Raw genomic sequence first — 18,074 nt, 5'->3', positions numbered from 1 at the left:
CCCCTCGAAGGCCCTCAGTCGGCTGTCAGTTCGGCGAGATGGTCGGTGAGCTCGGTGATGGTGTCGACGTCCCAGAGCAGGACGGGCTCGACGACGAGGCCGAGGCCGTCCTCGATGTCTCCGCACAGGGCGAAGGCGTACACCGAGTCCAGTCCGTAGTGCGCGAGCGGGACGTCGGCGCCGATCTCCTCGGCGGGCAGCCTGGCGTAGTAGGCGACCCGGTCGACGAGCCAGGACCGGATCTTCTCGGGTGTCAGCCGGGTGGCTGGAAGGTCGGAAGCTGACAAGGTGGTCCCTCCCTCGGCGCGACGGGCGCGCCAGGCGGCCGGTGCGGAAGAAGCGCGGGGACTTGGTGGGCGTCAGTGGCTCACGGCGGCCCAATATGGCTCAGCTCCACACAGCGGATCAACCGTCGGCCGGGCCTGCTTGGACGCGGCCGGCCGGTGTCCAACTGAGGGCATCACCGCAGTTGGACGCGGGCCGGGGGGTGTCCATGGACGTGCCCCGCGCACACTGCCCCGCCCCGTGGCCGCGTGCGATAGTGAGCCGCCCCCGGGGCCGGCCGGTACCACCGGGCGGCCCCCGCGACGACGAGGAGGGAGAGGCGGCATGGACCACACCGCGGGCCGGCGCGCCCCGCACTTCGTCACCGTGGGGGGCGTCCGCATCGCCTACCAGCGTGCGGGCCGGGGCGAACCGGTGCTCATGATCATGGGCTCGGGCTCGGCCGGCCATGCCTGGACCCTGCACCAGACGCCGGCGCTGCACACGGCGGGCTACTCCACGGTCGTCTTCGACCACCGGGGTGTCCCGCCGTCCGACGCGCCGCCGGGCAGGTACTCGCTGCTGGACATGACCGCCGACGCCAAGGGCCTGATCGAGGCCCTGGATCTGGCGCCGTGCCGGATCGTGGGCACCTCCCTGGGGGCGATGATCGCGCAGGAGCTGGCGATCGGGCATCCCGAACTCGTGCGGTGCGCGGTGCTCATCGCCACCCGGGCCCGTGCGGACGCCGCGCGGCGGGCCCAGACGCGGGCGGAGACGGCACTGGTGGAGAGCGGGGTGCGGCTGCCGGCCGCGTACGACGCCGCGTCGACGGTGTTCCGGATGTTCTCGCCCGCGACGCTCAACGACGACCAGGCGGTGACCGCCTGGCTGGACGTCTTCGAGCTGTCCGGGGGCGGGGAGGCGCAGGCCCGGCACGCCTGGGCCGACATCATGGACGACCGCCGCCCGGCGCTGCGCCGGGTGGCCGCCCCCTGTCGCGTCGTGACCTTCGCCGACGACCTCATCACCCCGCCGCACCTGGGCGTGGAGGTCGCCGAGGCCGTTCCCGACTGCGATCTCGTGGAGATCCCGGACTGCGGGCACCTCGGGTACTTCGAGCGGCCCGACGCGGTCAACGCGGCGATCGTCGAGTTCCTCGACAAGCACTGACGCGACGCCCCGACGACACACAGCGACGCGCCACACAGCGACGCGACACATAGCGACGCGACACACACTGAGGAGAGTCTCCGTGACCGTGGGACACGACCCGACGATGGGCACGATCGGACTGCGGGTCGAAGGACTGGTGGACCCGCAGCCGGTCAGGTCCGGCACGTTCAAGCGGATCATTCCCTACGCCATGCGCTACCGCCGGGCCATGGCGATGGTCATGGTGGCGACGATCGTCGACTCCCTGATCACGGTGTCGATCCCGCTGACCCTCAAAATGATCATCGATGACGGCATCATCCCCGGGAAGACGTCCGTCGTGTTCGGCCTCGCCGGGCTCGTCGCCGGACTGGCCCTGCTGAACGTCGTGGCGGTCTACACGCAGACGTGGTTCTCCGGAAGGGTCGGCCAGGGCCTCATCTTCGACCTGCGGACCGCGGTGTTCTCCCACATCCAGCGGCAGCCGGTGGCGTTCTTCACCCGCACCCAGACCGGGTCGCTGGTCAGCCGGATCAACACCGACATCGTGGGCGCCCAACAGGCCCTCACCTCGCTGCTGTCGCAGTCGCTGTCGACGCTGCTGACGCTGGTCCTGGTGCTCGCGGCGATGCTCTACCTCTCGTGGCCGATCACCGTGGCGGCGCTGATCATGATCCCGCTGTTCTTCATCCCCGGGAAGATCATCGCCCAGCGGCTGGAGAAGCTGGCCCGCGCCGGCATGCAGAACGACGCCAAGCTGGGCTCGATGATGACCGAGCGGTTCAACATCTCCGGCGCGATGCTCGTCAAGCTCTACGGCCGTCCGGAGGACGAGTCCGCCGAGTTCTCCAAGAAGGCGGGCCTCGTCCGGGACATCGCGATCTCGATGGACGTGCACGCACGGCTGCTGTTCATCCTCGTCACCCTGCTCACCACCGTCACCACGGCGATGGTGTACGGCTTCGGCGGCTGGTTCGTCATCGACGGCTCGCTGCAGATCGGCACGCTGGTGGCCATGGTCGCCCTGCTGCTGATGCTGTACGGCCCCGTCAACCAGCTGACGAACATCCAGAGCGACGTCATGACCGCGCTGGTCAGCTTCGACCGCGTCTTCGAGGTGCTGGACCTGAAGCCGCTGATCACCGAGCGTCCCGGCGCCCGCCCCCTGCCGGCCCGCGCCTCGGCGAACGGCGACGGCACCGCTCCCCCCGTCGAGTTCGACCAGGTCGCCTTCCGCTACCCCAGCGCCGAGGAAGTGTCCCTGCCCTCACTGGAGTTGATGCCGCAGCGCAAGAGCGAGCAGGGCCCCGGCGCGCTGGTCCTCAACGACGTGAGCTTCCACGCCCCGGCCGGCCGGCTCACGGCGCTGGTCGGCCCGTCCGGCGCGGGCAAGACCACGATCACCCACCTGGTGCCACGGCTCTACGACGCCACCTCGGGAACGGTGCGGATCGGCGGCCACGACGTCCGCGACCTGACCCTCGGCTCGCTGCAGAACACGGTCGGCGTGGTCACCCAGGACGCGCACCTGTTCCACGACACCATCCGGGCCAACCTGCTGTACGCCCGCCCGGACGCCTCCGAGCCCGAGATCGTCCAGGCGTGCGAGGCGGCGCGGATCTGGCCGACGATCTCCCAGCTCCCGGACGGTCTCGACACGGTCGTCGGCGACCGCGGCTACCGGCTGTCCGGCGGTGAGAAGCAGCGGCTGGCCATCGCCCGGCTCCTGCTCAAGTCGCCTCCGATCGTCGTCCTGGACGAGGCGACGGCGCACCTGGACTCCGAGTCCGAGCTGGCCATCCAGCGGGCCCTCAAGACCGCCCTGACCGGGCGCACCTCGCTCGTCATCGCGCACCGGCTGTCCACCATCCAGGACGCCGACCAGATCCTCGTCATCGACGACGGGCGGATCCAGGAGCGGGGCACCCACGACCAGCTGCTGGCCGGCGGCGGTCTCTACTCCGAGCTGTACCGCACCCAGTTCGCCCACCAGCAGGGCCGTGGCCGACCGGCCGAAAGTACGGCCGCCGGCAACGGGAACCGTGCTTTGGACTGATGCCGTGAACGGGGCGGAATTCGAGGATGGAGTCATGCCACACGCAGACTCCCCTCCCGTGCTTCACGCGGAGGGCTTGACGAAGAAGTACGGCCGCCGCGGCAAGCTCGCCCTGAGCGACGTGCACCTCAGCGTCCCCGCCGGCCGTGTCATCGGACTGGTCGGCCCGAACGGGGCCGGCAAATCGACCCTCCTGCACCTGGCCTGCGGGCTGACCGAACCGACGTCCGGCTCACTGAGCGTCCTCGGCTCGCGTCCGGCGGCCAACGCGTCGCACCTGGCCCGGGTGGGGTTCGTCGCGCAGAACACGCCGGTGTACGGCGCGTTCACCGTGGCGGAGCACCTGAAGTTCGGCGCGAAGATGAACCCGGGCTGGGACCCGGTCCTGGCAGAGCGGCGCATCAGCCAGGTGGGGCTCAGCGCCGGGCAGAAGGCCGGGCAGCTCTCGGGTGGCCAGCGCGCGCAGCTTGCGCTGACCATCGCGGCGGCCAAGCGGCCGGAGCTGCTGATCTTCGACGAGCCGGCGGCGGCCCTGGACCCCCTGGCGCGCCGGGGGTTCCTGCAGAACCTGATGGAGTTCGTGCTGGAGCTCGGCGCCAGCGCCGTCCTCTCCTCGCACCTCCTCGGTGACGTGGAGCAGGTCTGCGACTATCTCATCGTGCTGTGCGACGCCCGGGTGCAGGTCGCCGGCGACACCCGGGAGCTGCTGGCCGGGCACGCCCGGCTGGTCGCGGCCCGCGGCGAGTTCGACCAGCCGCCCGCCGGGATCGAGGTGATCTCGGTCGAGCACAGCGGCAAGCACAGCAGCGCGGTCGTCCGCACCGGCGCCGCGACCGAGGCACTGCCCTACCGGTCCGAGCCGGTCACCCTCGAGGAACTCGTGCTCGCCTACATGACCCGGGCGGCCGCCGTTCCCGCCGCCCGCACCGAGGCCGCAGCCTGGGGGGCCACCCGATGATGTGGCTCAGCTGGCGGCAGTTCCGCGTCCAGGCCCTGTTCGGCGCCGGCGCGCTGGCCGTGATCGCCGTCTACCTGCTCTACCTGGGCGGGGACATCCGTGACGCCCATGACGTCTACCAGGCCAACTGCGACAACTCGGCCAACTGCGCCCAGGCCAGGAGCCAGTTCCGCAGCACCTTCCAGAACACCCTGCTGTTCCTGGCGACCGGCCTGGCCCTGATCCCCGCGCTCATCGGCACCTTCTGGGGCGCTCCCCTGATCGCCAGGGAACTCGAGAACGGCACCCATCGGCTGGTGTGGAACCAGAGCGTCACCCGGCCGCGCTGGCTGCTCAGCAAGATCCTGCTCATCGGCGCGGCCTCGGTGATCGTGACCGGTGCGGCCGCGGCCCTGCTCACCTGGGCGGCCCGGCCCTTCGACGACGTCGTCAAGGAGCAGTTCGACACCTTCGTGTTCGGTGCGCGCAACATCGCCCCGATCGGCTACGCCGCGCTGGCCTTCACGTTCGGCACCGTCGTCGGGCTCCTGCTGCGGCGGACCCTGCCCGCGATGGCGGTGACGCTGGTGGTCTTCATCGCCTTCCAGTTCTTCTTCCCGAACGTGGTGCGGCCCAGCCTGATGCCGCCGGACAGGACGACGCTGGCGATGACGGCCGAGGCGATCAACTCGGCGCAGAACCTGGGCAGTATCGGCGGCGGATCCGTCATCGGCGGGGTGCGGATCCCGGACGCGCCGGACGCGTGGATCGCCGAGACCAGTCCGCTGCGCACCGCGGACGGCAGGACCCTCGCCTCCAGCGAGTTCAACGGCTGCCTCGACGACCCGCCCAAGACCGGCGCGGGGGGCACGTTCGGCGACACCGCGGTGTGCCTCGCCGAACACGACCTGCACGTCGACGTCCTGTACCACCCCAGCAGCCGCTACTGGGCGTTCCAGTGGCTGGAGACCGCGATCTATGTGGCACTCAGCGGAATCCTCACGGTGTTCGGGGTGTGGCGGATCCGGCGCCGGGTGAGTTGACCCCCGTCTCACCCGACGCCGGTCCGGGCGCCGCCGGGAATTCCCCGGCGGCGCCTTTGCGTGCGCGCGCCCGGGCCCGGCTGTCCATTCACGGAATGTCGTCCACCCTTTGGCCCCTTTGAGTCCTGTGGAACCCTGACAAAAGAGTCACCAGCGCGATGACCGCATCAGTGCGTGCCGGGAGGCCGAATGAGTACAGGACAGCACGAGGAATTCGACGTCGTGGTCGTGGGCGGCGGCCCTTCGGGGTCGACGCTCTCGACCCTGGTGGCCATGCAGGGGCACAGTGTGCTGCTGCTCGAAAAGGAGACCTTCCCCAGGTACCAGATAGGCGAGTCGCTTCTGCCGTCGACCATTCACGGCATCTGCCATCTGCTCGGTGTCACCGACGAACTCGCCGCCGCCGGTTTTCCGCACAAGCGCGGTGGGACGTTCCGGTGGGGTGCGAGCCCCAAGCCGTGGAATTTCTCCTTCTCCGTCTCGTCCAAGGTCTCCGGACCGACCTCGTTCGCCTATCAGGTGGAGCGGAGCAAATTCGACAAGATCCTGCTGGACAACGCGGCCCGCAAGGGTGTCGTGGTCCGCCAGGACCGCACGGTCACCGATGTCGTGGACGACGCCGACGGGCGGGCCCGCGGGCTGCGGTACACCGACCCGGACGGCACGGAGCACGAGGTGTCGGCCCGGTACGTGGTGGACGCCTCGGGCAACACCAGCCGCATCCACAAGCGGGTCGGCGGCTCGCGCACGTACTCGGACTTCTTCAAGAGCCTGGCGCTGTTCGGCTACTTCGAGAACGGCAAGCGGATGCCGGCGCCCTACGCCGGCAACATCCTCTGTGTGGCGTTCGGCAGCGGCTGGTTCTGGTACATCCCGCTCAGCTCCACGCTGACCAGCGTCGGCGCGGTCGTCCGCCGGGAGGACGCGGCCAAGGTGCAGGGCGACCCGGAGAGCGCGCTGCGCGGCCTCATCGACGAATGCCCGATGATCAAGGAGTACCTGGCGGACGCCACCCGGGTCACGACCGGTCAGTACGGGCAGCTGCGGGTGCGCAAGGACTACTCGTACCACCACACGACCTTCTGGCGGCCGGGGATGGTGCTCGTCGGTGACGCGGCGTGCTTCGTCGACCCCGTCTTCTCCTCCGGGGTCCATCTGGCCACCTACAGCGCGCTGCTGGCCGCCCGCTCCCTCAACAGCGTGCTGGCGGGGCGGATCGACGAGCGGCGGGCCTTCGACGAGTTCGAGGCCCGGTACCGGCGGGAGTACGGCGTCTTCTACGAGTTCCTGACCTCGTTCTACGACATGCACGTCGACGAGGACTCCTACTTCTGGACGGCGAAGAAGGTCACCCGGAGCAGCCACGCCGAGCTGGAGTCGTTCGTGGAGCTGGTGGCGGGCATGTCCAGCACGGACTTCGACCTCTCCGACGCCGAGTCGAGCGTCCTGCGGCTCAAGCAGCAGTCGGCGGAGTTCGCCGACGCCGTCGACGACATGGCCGGGCGGCAGGAGGAGAACATGGCCCCGCTGTTCCGGTCGTCGGCGGTGAGCCGGGCGATGCAGGAGGGCTCGCAGGTGCAGACCCGGGCGCAGCTGGGAGAGTACGCCGGCGAGGACGTCCCGCTCTTCGACGGCGGTCTCGTCGCCTCGTCCGACAGCATGTTCTGGGAGGAGCCGCATCCGTCCTGAGCGTCGCGACGACGAAGGGCCCCGCCGGCGCGGCGGGGCCCTTCGTCGTCGCGGCGGTTCAGGCCACCGGGTCCCCGCACTCGAACTCGATGAACCCGGCCAGCCGGGAGATGCCCTTCTCGATGTCGGCGTGGGTCAGGTAGCTGGTGGAGAGCCTGAGGGTGTGCAGGCCGCCGCCCTGCGGATAGAAGTACGACATCGGCGTCCAGATGACCCCGAAGTCCTGCGCGGACCGGGCCAGCGCGGAGTTGTCCGCGCGGAACGGCACCTGGAGGGTGAGGAAGAACCCGCCGCTGGGCGCGTTCCAGCGGACGCCGAGCCGGGTCCGCCGCGCGGCCGGGAACTCCCGCTCCAGGCACTGCAGGGTGAAGCGCATGGCCTCCCCGTAGTGGGCGGCGTTGCGGGCGTTGAGCTCCGAGACACGGCCGCCCGACTCCAGCAGCGCGCCCGCCACCGCGGCCTGGCTGAGCGGCGAGGTGTTGACCGTGACCATGCTCTTGATCTTGGCGAGTTCGTCCGCCAGCAGACTCGTGCCGCCGTCCGGCGCCAGCACCGGCTGGTCGGCGACCGCGAACCCGAGGCGTGCCCCGGGGAAGACGGTCTTGGCGTAGGAACCGAGGTGGATCACTCGCCGTGTCCGGTCGAGGGCCTTCAGGGACGCCACCTGCGTGCCCGGGCTGACGTGCCGGTACGGGCTGTCCTCCAGGACGAGGACGTCGAGCCGCTGCGCCAGCTCCAGGAGGGACTTCCGGGCCTCGAGCGGCATGGTCGCGCCGGACGGGTTCGAGTGGTCCGGGACCACGTAGACGGCCCGCGGCCGCCTGCCGCGCGCCCGCTCCGCCGAGACGGCGGCCTCGAGGGCGTCGCACGACAGGCCGTCCTCGCCCTCCTCGACGGCGGTCACCGCGACGTCCAGCAGCCGGGCGGCCCCGGTGATCCCCACGTAGCAGGGGCTGGAGACGAGCAGCACGTCGTCCGGGCCGGACATGAGCGCGCGCAGCGTCAGGAACATCGCCTCCTGGCAGCCGACCGTCACCACGATCGACTCGGGCGACACGTCGATGCCCTCGTCCACCCGCAGCGAGTGGGCGATCAGCTCGCGGATCACACCGGCGGACGGACCGTACTGGAACAGCGCGTCGCGCACCTGCGCGGGCGAACGGCCCTGCTCGGCCAGGTGGTCGAGGTAGCGGCGCAGATGGCGGAAGACCTGCTCGGTCTCGAAGAACTCCGCGTAGGGCCGTCCGGGGGCGAAGGACACCGCCTCGGGGTAGCGCAGTGTCACCTCGTTGAGGAAGTTCATGGTGTCCATGACCGGGTCGGCGACACTCGGGTGCAGGTCCGCGAGGCGCAGCCCGGCCCCTCCCCCGGCGGCGGTGCGCCGGTCGCTCCCCGCGCCCTTCCCGGCGTCCACGGTGCTTCGGCGGGGGTGGTCAGGAGCCCGGCCGACGAGTGAGGGGCCGATGTCGGCGAGGGTCCTCAGGCCCGCAAGGGACATCGCGTCCGTCAGCTCCTCCAGGAGGACGGAGAGGACGCCGGTCACCCCGCCGGCCCCGCCGGCCGCGAGGCCGTGCAGCACCGGGCGGCCGACGAGGGCCGCGTCGGCGCCGAGCGCGAGCGCCGCCAGGATGTCCCGCCCCCGGCGGACCCCGCCGTCGAGGAGGACGGGGAGGCGTCCGCCGACCGCCTCGGCGACCTCGGGCAGGACGTCGAGGGTGGCCGGCACTCCGTCGAGCTGGCGGCCCCCGTGGTTGGAGACCATGACGCCGTCCACCCCGGCCTCGGCCGCGCGCACCGCGTCGGCGCCGGTGAGGATCCCCTTGACGAGCAACGGCAGTTCGGAGACCGAGCGCAGCCACTCCACCACCGACCAGTCCAGGCCGGGGTCGAAGTCGGCGCGGGAGTGCGCCGCGGGGTCCGCGAATCCGTCCACCGGGAGGTTGGCGGGGACCGTGCCGGCGGGCAGCCGGAAGCCGTTGCGCAGGTCCCGCAGCCGGCGGCCGAGGTGCGGCGCGTCGACCGTGAGGACCAGGGCCTCGAAGCCCGCGTTCTCGGCGCGTTCGATGAGGCCTCGGGTGAGGGAGCGGTCCCGCAGGCAGTACACCTGGAGCCAGAGCGGGACGGTGGCCTCGGCGGCGATGTCCTCGAACGTGCGGCCCGCGAAGGTGCTGACGACGACCGGGAGTCCGGCGGCGGCCGCCGTTCCCCGGACGGTGGCGACCTCACCGGCCGGGTCCGCGAGCGTGTGGTAGGCCACCGGGGCGACCGCGAGGGGCGCGTCCCACGTCCGCCCGAGGATCGTGGTGCCGGTGTGCGGGCTGCCCGCGCCGCGCAGCACCGACGGCCGCAGCGGGACGCGGTCGAATGCCGCGGTGTTCGCGGCGAGCGTGCGTTCCTCTCCGGCGCCGCCTTCGATGAAATCCCAGACGGCCGGGTCCAGCCGTTCCCGGGCGAGCGACGCGAATTCATCGAGCGACAATTCCATCAAGGCCCCACTTCACGGCTTACGAAGAGACACCGGCGGCGGAACACAGATCCCGCACGTCCACTTTCGCGTGCCCGGGCCCGTCCGACAAGGATCGGGCGGCCGTGTGCCGGTGGCCCGTCCAACTGCGCCCTCAGGTCAGTTGGACACGGGAACCGCACGCGCGTCACCGTCGGAACGCGATGTCCGGCCGATACGGCGGGCGAGACGGCTCGTTCGACTGCCGCACCACCGCAGTTGAACACGGTGCCGAAAAGAAGAGGCATTTCAGCCGGAGGGCGAAGGCCGTAGAGTGGGCCGCTCATTTACGTCCGCTCCGCTTCTGGAAACCCTCACATCCCAGAGAGGCATACCTGTGTCCGGAACACTGCAAAGCAAGGCCCACGCTGCGCACGCCGGATCAGGCGCGGAGAACCTCACCCAACTGGAATTCCTCGCACTCAACAGCGAGTTCAACATCGCCGACGGGCATGCCCGGCAGCCGCTCACTCCCGGCCAGAGCAAGATCGTCAATGATCTCCCGCTGCTTTTCGAGGACGGCGAGAAGCGCCCCGTCGAGCAGCTCGAACGCGAGGCCCACGCGGCCTTCTTCAAGGCCCTCGGCCAGCACCGCTACCCGTCCGCACCCGGCCGTGTGCTGAGCTGCTACTCCTCGTCGGTGGCCATGGAGATCCTCTCCCGCGCCCTGGCGTCGGTCACGGACTCCGTGGCGCTGGTCCACCCCACCTTCGACAACATCGCCGACCTGTTGCGCGGCAACCGCCTGGGTCTGGTGCCCCTGGAGGAGGATCCGCTGCACGCCGACGACCTGCCCGCGGAGCTGCTCGAGTCCGTGGGCTGTGTCTTCGTCACCACGCCGAACAACCCGACGGGCCGGGTCGTGTCGGCGGAGCGGCTGCGCCGGCTGGCCGGGCAGTGCGCACGGCACGGCGTGATCCTCGCCCTCGACACGTCCTTCCGCGGCTTCGACACCCGCGCCCAGTACGACCACTACGAGATCCTCGACGCCAGCGATGTGCGCTGGGTCGTCATCGAGGACACGGGCAAGCTCTGGCCGACCCTCGACCTCAAGGTCGGCATGCTGGTCCACTCCGAGAACCTGGGCCTGCCGGTGGAGAAGATCTACTCCGACATCCTGCTGGGCGTCTCCCCGCTGATCCTCGGGATGGTCCGCCGCTTCTCCGAGGACGCCGCCGCCGGCGGGCTGACGGAGCTGCACGAGTTCATCGCCGCCCAGCGGTCGGTGGTGCGCGCCGGGCTGGCGGACCTGTCGACCACCGGGGTGCCCGACCCGGACAGCCGGGCCAGTGTGGAGCGGGTGCTGATCAGGCATCTGACCGGGACCGAGGTCTGGGAGGCGCTGCGCGAGCACCATGTGTACGCCCTGCCCTGCCGTGCCTTCTACTGGGCTGACCCCGCCCGCGGCGACCGCACGCTGCGCCTGGCGCTCGCCCGGGCGTCCGCCCCGCTGGCCCAGTGCGTACGGGCGTTGCGCCATGTGCTGACACCCCGCTGATGACCGCTGCCGGCGAGGGGACCCTGCCGTACGGCACGGCCCGCCCGTTGTCGCACACGCGGCGGTGGCGTCGCGGTGTGGTGCAGGAGGTCGCCCCCGCGGGCGTCCTCGACCTGGGGCCCGGCTACCTCGAACCGGCGCTGCTGCCGGTGGGGCTGGTGCGGGACGCCTACGCACGCGCGCTGGAGGAGTACGGAGCGGCGGCACTGGGCTACGGACACGATCCGGGCGCCCTGCCCCTGCGCGCCGAGCTGGCCGCCCGGGCCACCGTGCGGGGGCGGTCCCCGTGCGGGCCGGAGCACGTGGTCGTCACGGCGGGCACGTCCCAGGCGCTCCACCTGCTGGCGACCACCCTCGCGAGGCCCGGCGACACGGTGCTCGTGGAGGGCCTCGGCTACGACCTCGGGCAGCGCATCCTCGGGGACTGCGCGCTGCGCCTGAGGCGGGTCGCCCTCGACGCGTCGGGCATGGTGCCGGAGGCGCTCCGGCGCGCCCTCGCCGGGACCGCGCGGGGCGGCGAAGGCGGCACCGGCCGCACCGCGTTCGTGTACCTCACCCCGACCCACCACAATCCGACGGGCGCCACCATGCCGCTGGAGCGCCGGCTGCGGCTGCTGGAGGCGGCGGCGGAGCACGGCGTCCTGGTCGTCGAGGACGACGCCTACGGCGAACTGGGCCTGACGGACGGTCCCCCGGCCCCGCCGCCACTGGCGGCCCTCGCCGGACACCGGGGCGTGGTGCGGCTGGGCAGCTTCTCCAAGACCCTGGGGCCGGGGCTCCGGCTGGGCTGGCTGGTGACGGAGCCGGCACTGGCCGAACGGATCGCGTCGCACGGGCTGTTCCGCAGCGGCGGGTCGCTCAACCACATCACCTCGCTCGCCGTCGCAGGGCTGCTGTCCGACGGCGGCTACGACCGGCATCTGGAAATGTTGCGGGCGGGTCTGAGGGCGCGGCGCGACGCCCTCCTCGACGCGCTGCGGGAGGCGGCGGACCTCCCGGTGCGGATCAGCCGTCCGGAGGGCGGGTTCTTCCTCTGGCTCCGGTGCGGCACCGGGCTCGGCGAGGACGAACTGCTCGCCCGTGCGGAGCGGGCGGGTGTGCGCGTCACCGCGGGTTCGCGCTTCGGCGGCACACGGGAGCCGAGCGTGCGCCTGGCCTACAGCTTCAATCCGCCCCCGCTGCTCGAACGCGCCGCTCGACGGCTGACCCAGGCATGGTCCGGCGGCCCGCCGGACCGGCAGATCGGAGGGAACCCATGACGGCCACCACCGGGCACACACATCCGACGGATCCGGACGCGGCCGGGGCCGCCGGGCCCATCGGCTACAGCCTTCCCCTGTCCCCTTCGGGGCAGGCGTCGATGCTCACGCCTCCGCCGTGGCACTTCTCCGGCGAGATCCTCATGGTCGACTACCGTGTCGACCCCGACGCCGCACGGCGTTTCCTGCCGCCGGGCCTGGACGCGGGAGCGGATCCGGGTGCGGCGGCCGCCGTGTTCGCCACCTGGCAGTGGTGCTCCGAGGACGGCGCGGAGCTGGCCGACCCGGCCGTCTGCCGGTTCTCGGAGTTCCTGATCCTCCTCGGGTGCGCGTTCGAGGGCCGGCCGATGGCGCGCTGCCCGTTCGCCTGGGTCGACCAGCCCGTGCCGATGGTGCGCGGCTGGGTCCAGGGCATGCCCAAGCAGTTCGGCGCCATCCACCAGACCAGGCCGGTGACCGTCGGCCGGGCGGGCTCACGGCTCGCTCCCGGGGGCCGCTTCGACGGCGCGCTCTCCGTCCACGGCCGGCTCACCGCCGAGGCGTCGGTCACGGTCGAGCGCCGCTCCGAGCGGCCGCCCGCGCTGCACGACGTCCCGCTGGCGCACAGTCTCGTCCTTCCGCGGTGGGTGCCGTCCGACGCCCCGCCACGGCCCCGCCTGGTCGCCTCGGAGGTGAGCGGCGTCGAGTTCTCACCGGTCTGGAGCGGTCCCGGCCGGCTCGCCCTCTCCGGCCGTCCGGGCACGGATCTGGCACTGCTCGCGCCCGTGGAGGTGGGGGCCGGCCATGTGTTCGCGTACGGGGAGACGCTGCACGGCGGCCGGCTCCTCGGGGCGTAGCCGACGCTGGCCCCGCAGACGCGTGTGGACCCGGAGGGCGTGTCCTCCGGGTCCACACGCGTCTGCGGGGAGCTTCCTCATTCCTGGTCGGCCGCCTCCGCCGCCTGCTGGCGCTCCACGGCCTCGTACAGGGCCTGGATGTTGTTGCTGCCGAAGGTCTGCGCGCCGCGGCGGTCGATCAGTTCCCAGAACAGGGTCCGCCTCGGGTGCGTCGACTCGGTGAAGATCTGCAGCATGATCCCGGACGGGTCGCGGTCGGCCAGGATGTTGAGCGCGCTGAGCTCCTCCACGGGTACGCCGACCGGGCCCAGCCGCCCCGGCAGCATCTCGTAGTAGCTCGGCGGCGTGGTGAGGAAGCGGACCCCGCGCCCGGTGCAGGTGCGCACCGCGGTGGTGATGTCCTCAGTGAGGAACGCGACGTGCTGCACACCGGCCCCGCCGTGGGAGGCCACGAACGCGTCGATCTGGCCGGGTGCGCGGGTGGTGTCCGGCTCGATGACGGTGAACGTCACCGCGCCGCGGTCGCTCTGCACGACCTTGGAGTCCATGGCCTGCGAGCCGACGACGATCCGCTCCTCGAAGGTCTGGCTGAGGCCGAACACCTCCTGGTAGCGGCGGACGGTCCCGTCGAGTTCGCCGGCCGGGACGCAGACCGCGAAGTGGTCGACCCGCTTCAGCATGCCCCCGGAGCCGTGGGCGCCGGTCTCCTCGATGAAGGGCGCGAACGGCGCTCCGGGGTCCTCCCGGGAGACGAAGCGGTGCTCCACGTCGCCGAATCCCGCCACCGAGGCGAAGACGACACGGGCGCCGGCGGGCCCGAACTCCTCGGGCGCGGCGACCGGGACGGCTCCGCGCCGCACGGCCTCGGCGTAGGCGGCGCGCGCGTCGTCCACCCCGATGCCGATCACCGCGACCCCGTCCCCGTGCTGCTTCACGTACTCGGCGGCACGGTGGTCGGCGTCGGTGGCCGTGGTCAGCAGCAGGGCGATGTCGTTCTGGCGCAGCAGGACGGACTCGCAGCCGCGCAGTCCGGTGGTCCCGGCGCCGCGGCCCACGCGGACGAAGCCGAAGGAGTCGCACAGCCTGCCGGCCGTGTCCTGGGCGTCCTCGACGAACAATTCGACGTGATCGATCGACCGTATCTCCATTGCCCCTCCACAAGGGTGTTCCGACGGGCCGTCCCGCTTTCTCCGACGGCTCCTCGAAGGATTCGTGTGTTTCCTCGTTCACCCGGCCAGATGTGATGCGTTGCTTTCGATGCGTGACGCGATCTCGGACCATTTGTCGGCGCAGGAGCGTGCCAGCTGCGCCACCGTCTCCAGACGGTGCGGCGGCACGCTTTCGATAATGCGGTTCCAGTCCTCCAGCCGGACCGTGTGGATATCCAGAAGCCGCAGCAGGTCGCGTCCGTTCTCGTTGAGACGCAGCGCCGGATCGGCCCTCAGCCGCTTCATCACGACGGCGGGCGGCGGCTCCGTCCCGCACGGCGCGGCGGCCTTCCCGGCCGGCTCCGCCCGGCGGTCCGCGCCGCGCTCCACCAGGGTCCGCGGCCGCGGCGCGGGCACCGGGTCCTCACCGCGGAGCATCCGGTGTCTGACGTCCCTGACGGTCTCCGGCGAGATCCCGGCGGCGCGGGCGACCTGGCGCAGCGACAGGCCCGGGTCGCGGACGATCATGTCGTGGGCCAGTCTGCGGCCCTCGCTCACGTCGACGGGCCGTACCCTGCCGTCCCGGCCGATGCGGGTGGGCTCCCCCGCCCCGGCGGCGCCGGCGTCGCGGCGGATCTCGGCGACCGTCCTGGCGGAGGTGCCGACCACCGAGGCGATCATCCGGTCCGACCACCGGGGATGGGTGGCCATGATGCGCCCGGCGGCCCGCCGGCGGTCGGCGGCGGACAGCGGCAGTCCGTGCGCGATGTTCGACTTCACGGCGAGGACGAAGGCGTCCTCCTCGGTGCCGTCGAAGAACCTCACCGCGATCGTCGTACGGCCCGTCAGCATCGCGGCGCGCAGCCGGTGCATGCCGTCGATGACCCGCCCGGTGCGGCGGTGCACCATGATCGGTGGAAGCGCGGTGTCGGCGGCGGCCAGCATTTCCACGTGCTCGGGACTCTCCCCGTCGATCCGCGGGGAGCCGTCGGTGGAGAGCGAACTTATTTCCACTTCTTCTATCGGATGCAGGTCGTCGTGTCTCAGCGCTGACTGCAACGTCAACTCCTCGGATTCCGGCGTTTATCCGACCCGGTGTCGCCAACTGAGCACGATGCCTCAATGGTCCGGTGTACCGCTACTGTGTTCGACCGCTGCGACGCCGCAGTTGAACATGCGCGCCGAAGCGTTAAATTGGCGGCGCACGGCGCCATGGGAATTCCCTTTTCCCGTGCCGGGCACGGCACTTGTCCGAGCCGATTTCGGATCACCGCACCTGGGGGCGCGCGTTGAGGACCACCACAGTCATCGGCACCGGGGCCATCGGCACGTCCGTCGCTCTCGCGCTGACCCGCCGCGGGGTCGGCGTGCACCTGGAGGACGTCGACCGGAACGCCGCCAGGACGGCGGAGGCGATGGGCGCGGGATCCCTGGAGAGACCGGACCGTCAGGTCGACCTGGCGGTGCTGGCCGTGCCCCCGGCACAGGTCGGACGCGTGCTCGCGCGCGCACAGGAGAGCGGGCTGGCCCGAGCCTACCTCGATGTCGCCAGCGTCAAGAAGGTCCCGCACGACGACGTGCGCGCGATGCGGGCCGACCCGGCCAGCTACATAGGAAGCCATCCGCTGGCCGGCACCGAGCGTTCCGGGCCGCTCGCCGCCCGGGCGGACCTCTTCGAGGGGCGCCCCTGGGTGCTCACCCCGTCGGAGCTGACCGGGCAGGACGTGCTGAACACCGCCCTGGAGATGGTGTCGTTGTGCGACGGCATGCCGGTGGTCATGGACGCCGGTGTGCACGACCACGCGGTGGCCCTCGTCTCGCACGCGCCCCATCGGCTCTCCTCCCTGCTCGCCGCGCGGCTGGAGCACGCGGCGGAGGACAGCGTCCGGCTGGCGGGGCAGGGCGTCGCCGACGTCACCCGGATCGCGGCCGGTGACGCCCGGCTCTGGGGGGACATCCTGCGTTCCAACGCCACGGCCGTGGCGGACGTTCTCGACTCCCTCGCCGCCGGCCTGGGCCGGGCCGTCGGCGCGCTGCGCGCCGTCTCCGACGCCGACCCGCTGGTCCGCCGCCGCGCGCAGGAGGAGCTCGAGGAGCTGTTGCGGGAGGGGAACCGGGGGTGCGCCAGGATCGTGCGCAAACCCGGTACGCGCCGGACGGAGCTCGCGACCGTCTCGGTGACCATCTCCGACAAGCCCGGCGCCCTGGCCGAACTGTTCACGTCGATCGGCGACTTGGGCGTCAACATCGAGGACGTCCGCATCGAGCACGGTCAGGACCAGACCCGCGGCCTCGTCGAACTGGTCGTGCGCAAGGACTCGGCGGCGGAGCTCTCCCGGTGGCTGGAATCGGGTGGCACCTGGGCCCCCGCCCGCTGAATCCGGCCCGCCCGGGCCCGGGTCCGCCGGATACGCGGCGGTGGTCCGGGTGCCGTGGGAGTGCCGGCGGCGCGCCGTGAACGCGGCGCGCCGCCGGTCATGTCCGGTGAACGGGTCCGTGCCGCCCGTTCGTCACCCGGGACAGGCGCAGGCGGGCTCGTCCAGCTTCTCCGCGAAGGACTGCCAGGCGTCCCGGTACTGCTGCGCGAGATGGATCACCAGGGACCTGCAGTGGGACGGCACGGCGTCGGACAGCTCCATCAGGTCCTGCACGCCGACCGCGTTCTGGCGGAGCAGCTGGAGCAGCTGGCGGCCGCCCTCCTTGTGCCGCAGAGAGGGGTCGCGCAGCAGCTTCTCCAGCACCGGGACGGGATCCACGAAGCTCTGGTTGCGGTGGGAGTCGGCGCCCGTCCGCGGTTCGGCCGGTTCCCGTCTCGACGGCAGGGGCGACTCGCCGGCGGCCAGCCGCCGGCGTACGTCGCTGACCGTCGCGGGCGACACCCCGGACAGACGGGCGACCTCGCGCAGGGACGCGTCGGGGTGTTCGGCCAGTACCGCCATGGCCCTGCGCCGCCCCTCGCCCCCGTTCAGCGGCCGGACCCTGCCGTCCTGGCCCACCCGGGTGTTCAACTGCGGCACGACGGCAGTTGAACTGCGCCGCACGGCCGCGACGGTCTTCGCCCCGAGCCCGGACGCCCGGGCGATCGCCCTGTCCGACAGATGCGGGTGGGACACGATGATGCGCGCAGCGGCGGCCCGGCGGTCCGCCTGCGACAGCGGGAGTCCGTGCACCACGTTCTCCCGGACGGCGCGCAGGAATCCCTCATCCGCGGTTCCGTCGAACAGTTCGGCCTCGATCGTCTGCCGTCCGTTGAGCAGAGCCGCGAGGAGCCGGTGCATCCCGTCGACGACCCGCATCGTCTTCCGGTCCACCAGTATGGGCGGAAGCGGCGCGTCTACCTCCGCGAGTGCCGCGACGTGGTTCTGCTCGATCCCTTTCGAGCGCAGCGACTCACCCGGTAATAACGACGCTATCTGAACTGTGACCGTTTCTGATTCCGCCGGACTTTCACGGACGACGCGCGCCGCCCGAACGGCACCTTGTCCGGCTGTCGGCATTCCTCTCGCTGCTTTTGAGTAATTCATTGCAGTTCCCCCTATGAGTACCCGCCCGCGGTCACCGTCGCGCCGGTGGACCGCCGATAACCGCTGATGGGCAACGTGGACGTTGCGCCGGCTTGCGTGTACAGGACCAAGAATCACAAGCGCTCGTGACGATGTCCAGACGCGCTCCAGAACTGCTACAGC

Annotated in this window: 14 protein-coding genes; 9 read left to right on the top strand and 5 right to left on the bottom strand. The window is 71.6% G+C overall.

What is annotated here, in order from left to right:
• Positions 1-14 precede the first annotated feature (14 nt).
• Positions 15-287 carry an acyl carrier protein gene (locus tag CNQ36_RS25715; RefSeq protein ID WP_121547706.1) on the bottom strand — a complete coding sequence of 91 codons (273 nt, stop codon included), beginning with the start codon at positions 285-287 and terminating at the stop codon, positions 15-17.
• A 322-nt stretch (positions 288-609) separates the two neighbouring features.
• Here CNQ36_RS25715 and CNQ36_RS25710 point away from each other — a divergent pair, with 322 nt between their 5' ends.
• The 5 genes from CNQ36_RS25710 (at position 610) to CNQ36_RS25690 (ending at position 7,144) form a co-directional block, all read left to right on the top strand.
• A complete protein-coding gene (locus CNQ36_RS25710) occupies positions 610-1,437 on the top strand; it encodes an alpha/beta fold hydrolase (RefSeq protein ID WP_121547705.1) in 828 nt (275 codons plus the stop codon).
• 106 nt (positions 1,438-1,543) lie between these two features.
• The gene (locus tag CNQ36_RS25705; RefSeq protein WP_121548594.1) at positions 1,544-3,475 is read left to right on the top strand and encodes an ABC transporter ATP-binding protein; all 1,932 of its coding nucleotides are present in this window, start codon (positions 1,544-1,546) and stop codon (positions 3,473-3,475) included.
• Between the two features lie 76 nt (positions 3,476-3,551).
• Positions 3,552-4,433, top strand: coding sequence for an ABC transporter ATP-binding protein (locus tag CNQ36_RS25700; protein WP_206278506.1), 882 nt, complete (start codon positions 3,552-3,554; stop codon positions 4,431-4,433).
• Positions 4,430-5,455 carry an ABC transporter permease subunit gene (locus CNQ36_RS25695; protein ID WP_121547703.1) on the top strand — a complete coding sequence of 342 codons (1,026 nt, stop codon included), beginning with the start codon at positions 4,430-4,432 and terminating at the stop codon, positions 5,453-5,455. The genes CNQ36_RS25700 and CNQ36_RS25695 overlap by 4 nt, the downstream gene beginning before the upstream one ends.
• A 189-nt stretch (positions 5,456-5,644) precedes the next feature.
• On the top strand, positions 5,645-7,144 hold the full coding sequence (locus CNQ36_RS25690) for a tryptophan 7-halogenase (RefSeq protein WP_121547702.1): 1,500 nt from the start codon (positions 5,645-5,647) through the stop codon (positions 7,142-7,144).
• 58 nt (positions 7,145-7,202) lie between these two features.
• Here CNQ36_RS25690 and CNQ36_RS25685 read toward each other — a convergent pair whose 3' ends face one another.
• Positions 7,203-9,629 carry an aminotransferase class I/II-fold pyridoxal phosphate-dependent enzyme gene (locus CNQ36_RS25685; protein WP_121547701.1) on the bottom strand — a complete coding sequence of 809 codons (2,427 nt, stop codon included), beginning with the start codon at positions 9,627-9,629 and terminating at the stop codon, positions 7,203-7,205.
• 355 nt (positions 9,630-9,984) lie between these two features.
• Here CNQ36_RS25685 and mppP point away from each other — a divergent pair, with 355 nt between their 5' ends.
• Genes mppP through mppR form a run of 3 tightly spaced genes read left to right on the top strand, consistent with a single transcriptional unit; the run spans position 9,985 to position 13,240 of the window.
• Positions 9,985-11,145 carry an enduracididine biosynthesis enzyme MppP gene (mppP, locus tag CNQ36_RS25680; RefSeq protein ID WP_228313081.1) on the top strand — a complete coding sequence of 387 codons (1,161 nt, stop codon included), beginning with the start codon at positions 9,985-9,987 and terminating at the stop codon, positions 11,143-11,145.
• Complete coding sequence (gene mppQ / locus CNQ36_RS25675) at positions 11,145-12,404, top strand: enduracididine biosynthesis enzyme MppQ (RefSeq protein ID WP_121547700.1); 1,260 nt, start codon at positions 11,145-11,147, stop codon at positions 12,402-12,404. The genes mppP and mppQ overlap by 1 nt, the downstream gene beginning before the upstream one ends.
• Entirely contained in the window at positions 12,401-13,240 is an 840-nt protein-coding gene (gene mppR, locus CNQ36_RS25670; RefSeq protein ID WP_121547699.1) for an enduracididine biosynthesis enzyme MppR, read from the top strand. Before mppQ ends, mppR begins: the two co-directional genes overlap by 4 nt.
• 77 nt (positions 13,241-13,317) lie before the next feature.
• Here mppR and hppD read toward each other — a convergent pair whose 3' ends face one another.
• Both hppD and CNQ36_RS25660 read right to left on the bottom strand, forming a co-directional pair.
• Positions 13,318-14,388 (bottom strand): 4-hydroxyphenylpyruvate dioxygenase, encoded by a 1,071-nt coding sequence (gene hppD, locus CNQ36_RS25665; protein ID WP_121547698.1) that lies wholly within the window; start codon positions 14,386-14,388, stop codon positions 13,318-13,320.
• A 78-nt stretch (positions 14,389-14,466) separates the two neighbouring features.
• Positions 14,467-15,447 (bottom strand): ParB N-terminal domain-containing protein, encoded by a 981-nt coding sequence (locus CNQ36_RS25660; RefSeq protein WP_228313080.1) that lies wholly within the window; start codon positions 15,445-15,447, stop codon positions 14,467-14,469.
• Between the two features lie 230 nt (positions 15,448-15,677).
• Here CNQ36_RS25660 and CNQ36_RS25655 point away from each other — a divergent pair, with 230 nt between their 5' ends.
• Positions 15,678-16,766 carry a prephenate dehydrogenase gene (locus CNQ36_RS25655; RefSeq protein WP_121547697.1) on the top strand — a complete coding sequence of 363 codons (1,089 nt, stop codon included), beginning with the start codon at positions 15,678-15,680 and terminating at the stop codon, positions 16,764-16,766.
• Between the two features lie 132 nt (positions 16,767-16,898).
• Here the strand turns inward: CNQ36_RS25655 and CNQ36_RS25650 are convergent, their stop codons facing one another.
• A complete protein-coding gene (locus CNQ36_RS25650; RefSeq protein ID WP_228313079.1) occupies positions 16,899-17,699 on the bottom strand; it encodes a transcriptional regulator in 801 nt (266 codons plus the stop codon).
• Positions 17,700-18,074 lie beyond the last annotated feature (375 nt).

The organism is Streptomyces fungicidicus (assembly GCF_003665435.1).
GTDB classification, from domain to species: domain Bacteria; phylum Actinomycetota; class Actinomycetes; order Streptomycetales; family Streptomycetaceae; genus Streptomyces; species Streptomyces fungicidicus.
Note: the sequence above shows the minus strand (reverse complement) of the source record. Positions and strands in the feature narration are given on the sequence as shown.